Here is a 2,950-nt window from a genome sequence, read left to right on the forward strand (position 1 = left end):
TGTCTCACTAACAAAAATCAAGTAACCACCACCTCCGGCTCCTGATAATTTCCATCCCAGCACTTGTGATTTATAAGGCTCCAATGCATCATTGATATCCTGGGTAATCATATTCGGAAACATTTTTAATTGTGCTTCAAAACTGGCAACAGAAGCACGCCCCCAACCATCCGCATCTTTATTCAGAATAGCATTCCAGCATGCTTCAGAAGCCTGACTCAAAGCCATCACACCATCTTTGTCAATATGCACATTCGCAAGTACATCATAATCACTCACACGGGGATAAAGCGACACAAGCCAGACATGTTGTTCAATCCAGGACAAAAGATCCGGGTCAGTCACTTTATCTATCTTTTCCGGCCAGTAATTATCCTTATAAAAAAAACGATTCAGTCCAGGCATCACAATACCTAAAGCATCCTGCGAACCGCTCACATATTCTGTACCCGGAGGATTCTCATAACAAAACAAGGTCCGTGCCAACATCTCCTTCTCACCGTCGGGAATATCCGTATGCCACAATTCTATTGCTTTCTTGCGGGAACTCGTAGACATACCGCTACGGTCATTAAACTCATAATCGGGTTCGATGGAAACGGTTATAACAGAACCGGGGTAATGCTTATTCACAAAAGGCTGATCCAGCCAGCCTCCGGCCAAATCTATACGATAAGGAATCAGGCACTCCTTTCGCAAGGCTGTTGTTGAACGAACCGGAAGGCTGCTATGAGGAATACGCTCGCTAACGATATAACGGATGCCATAATCTTTACAAAACTGTTCTTTTGCCGGAGAATGACCGTCACGATTAACAAAGAAGATATCAGGTTCAAGTTGCTTTATATCTTCCACAAAATCAAGAATACCGCTACCGCGGTTTATCCATGCATCTTTGACTGCCTTCAGAGCCTTAACCATATATAAACGTTCCGCCTCCGTATTGATCGTTTTACGGGCTTTCAACTCCTGGATAGTTTTGTCCGAACCGATCCCCACATATAAATCTCCATATCGTGCAGCCTCCTCAAAAAATGCAACATGACCACTGTGCAGCATATCATAACATCCGCTCACAAAGACCTTTTTATTCATATACACATCTTTATGCATTGATTTCAGTGAGGCAAAGATACGAAATAAGTACAATTCTCATCTTTTTTTCCCCCAATTTATTCTCCAATCATATTTTTTCATGTATCTTTACCGTCCGATTTATACGAATTATCATCAATATTTATATCATAATATGAAGACAACAATTGAAGAACGCTGGGGGACACATCCCGATGACGTAAAACATTACGACACGGCACAATTAAGAAACGAATTTTTAGTTGAAAAGCTATTTGGAGCAGATGAGGTAATCATGGTTTATACCCATAATGACCGCCTTATCATAGGTGGAGCATTTCCCGTAAAAGAAAACCTGAAACTGGAAACGGTGGATTTGATCCGTTCCGAATATTTTTGCGAACGGCGTGAAGTGGGAATCATTTGTATCGAAAATGAAGGTCTTGTTTCTGTTGACGGGAAAACATTTGAAATGACTTACAAAGATGCTTTGTATATAGGAAGAGGATCGAATGAAGTCATTTTCAAAAGTAAGGATGCTGCCTGCCCGGCAAAATTTTATTTTGCATCTTCACCTGCACATGCGGCATTCCCGACAACTGCGATTACCAAAGAGATGCGTCGCACACGCGAACCGGGCGTAAAAAACCTGTCCAACGAAAGGATTTTAAACCAGTTGATATTAAGTGAAATTGTACCATGCTGTCAGTTACAGATGGGATTAACCGAAATCAAAGAAGGAAGTGTATGGAATACAATGCCGCCGCATACCCACTCCCGCCGCATGGAAGCCTATTTTTATTTTAAAGTTCCCGAATATCAAGCGGTCTGCCATTTCATGGGACAACCTCAGGAAACAAGGCATATCTTTATGGGAAACGAACAGGCAGTGATTTCACCTTCGTGGTCTATCCACTCTGCAGCCGGAACCAGCAACTATACGTTTATCTGGGCAATGTGTGGAGAAAACCTGGATTATGATGATATGGACACCTTTACGGCGGATAAGCTCCGCTAATATGAAAAGGATAATTATTTAACGTATAATGCACAATGAACATGAAAAATTTATACTTTTTGATTTCAGCTTTTATTTTGCTGCTTTCATGCAACTCGGGCCTGAATATAACGGTAGAAAATCCAAGCGAGTTCGATCGCTTGGAAACAGTCGAAATACCGACAGGAAAATTGATGAATCTTCCGGCAGAAAAAGTATATATAGTAGCAAACCAGAAAGGTGAAATTATCCCGTCACAAACCACCTATGACAGAAAACTGATATTCCAAACGGATATCAAAGCAAAAGAATGCTTATCCTATACGGTAAAAACAGGAACACAGTCAACCTTCCGGTCAAAAGTATACGGACGTTTTATTACGGAACGAAAGGACGATTTCGCCTGGGAAAATGACCGGGTGGCATTCCGTATATACGGGCCAGCTCTTGTTGCTGTTGATGGCCCCAGTAACGGACTGGATCTATGGTACAAACGAACGAGCGATCTGATTATTGATAAATGGTACAAAGATGACTTGGCCGGGATCCGCTCTTATCATGATGACCACGGCGAAGGACTTGACGATTATAAAGTAGGACGAACTCTGGGAGCAGGCATGATGGCCCCTTTTGAAAATGATTCACTGACTCTGAATGAAAATTTTGTCGGTCAGGAAGTCTTGGAAAACGGACCGTTACGTACGACATTTAAACTTACATACAAAGATATTACGGTTAACGGAAAGACGTTCAGCGAAAGCCGTACTTTTTCAATTGATGCCGGCTCCCAGTTAACCAAAGTAACACAGGAATATGGTACTCGTGATACATTAACCGTCGCTGCAGGGCTTATCAAACGCACTGAAAACGGCGAAGCTT

At 42.0% G+C, this 2,950-nt stretch carries 3 protein-coding genes; 2 read left to right on the forward strand and 1 reads right to left on the reverse strand.

Annotation, left to right across the window (positions count from 1 at the left end):
* Positions 1 to 1,095 (reverse strand): adenylyltransferase/cytidyltransferase family protein (locus tag LBQ60_16445; GenBank protein ID MDR2039514.1); only part of this gene is annotated, 1,095 nt, incomplete at its 3' end.
* 154 nt (positions 1,096 to 1,249) lie between these two features.
* Between LBQ60_16445 and kduI the strand changes: the two genes are divergently transcribed.
* Together kduI and LBQ60_16455 are read left to right on the forward strand one after the other, a co-directional pair.
* The gene (gene kduI, locus LBQ60_16450) at positions 1,250 to 2,092 is read left to right on the forward strand and encodes a 5-dehydro-4-deoxy-D-glucuronate isomerase (GenBank protein MDR2039515.1); all 843 of its coding nucleotides are present in this window, start codon (positions 1,250 to 1,252) and stop codon (positions 2,090 to 2,092) included.
* Between the two features lie 41 nt (positions 2,093 to 2,133).
* On the forward strand, positions 2,134 to 2,950 hold an 817-nt coding region (locus LBQ60_16455), incomplete at its 3' end, for a DUF4861 domain-containing protein (protein ID MDR2039516.1).

It is taken from the genome of Bacteroidales bacterium (genome assembly GCA_031275285.1).
Taxonomy (GTDB): domain Bacteria; phylum Bacteroidota; class Bacteroidia; order Bacteroidales; family UBA4181; genus JAIRLS01.

What these genes read in the sequence shown, in the direction of transcription:
- kduI (MDR2039515.1), top strand. Translation starts at nt 1,250, where the DNA reads ATGAAGACAACAATTGAAGAACGCTGGGGGACACATCCCGATGACGTA.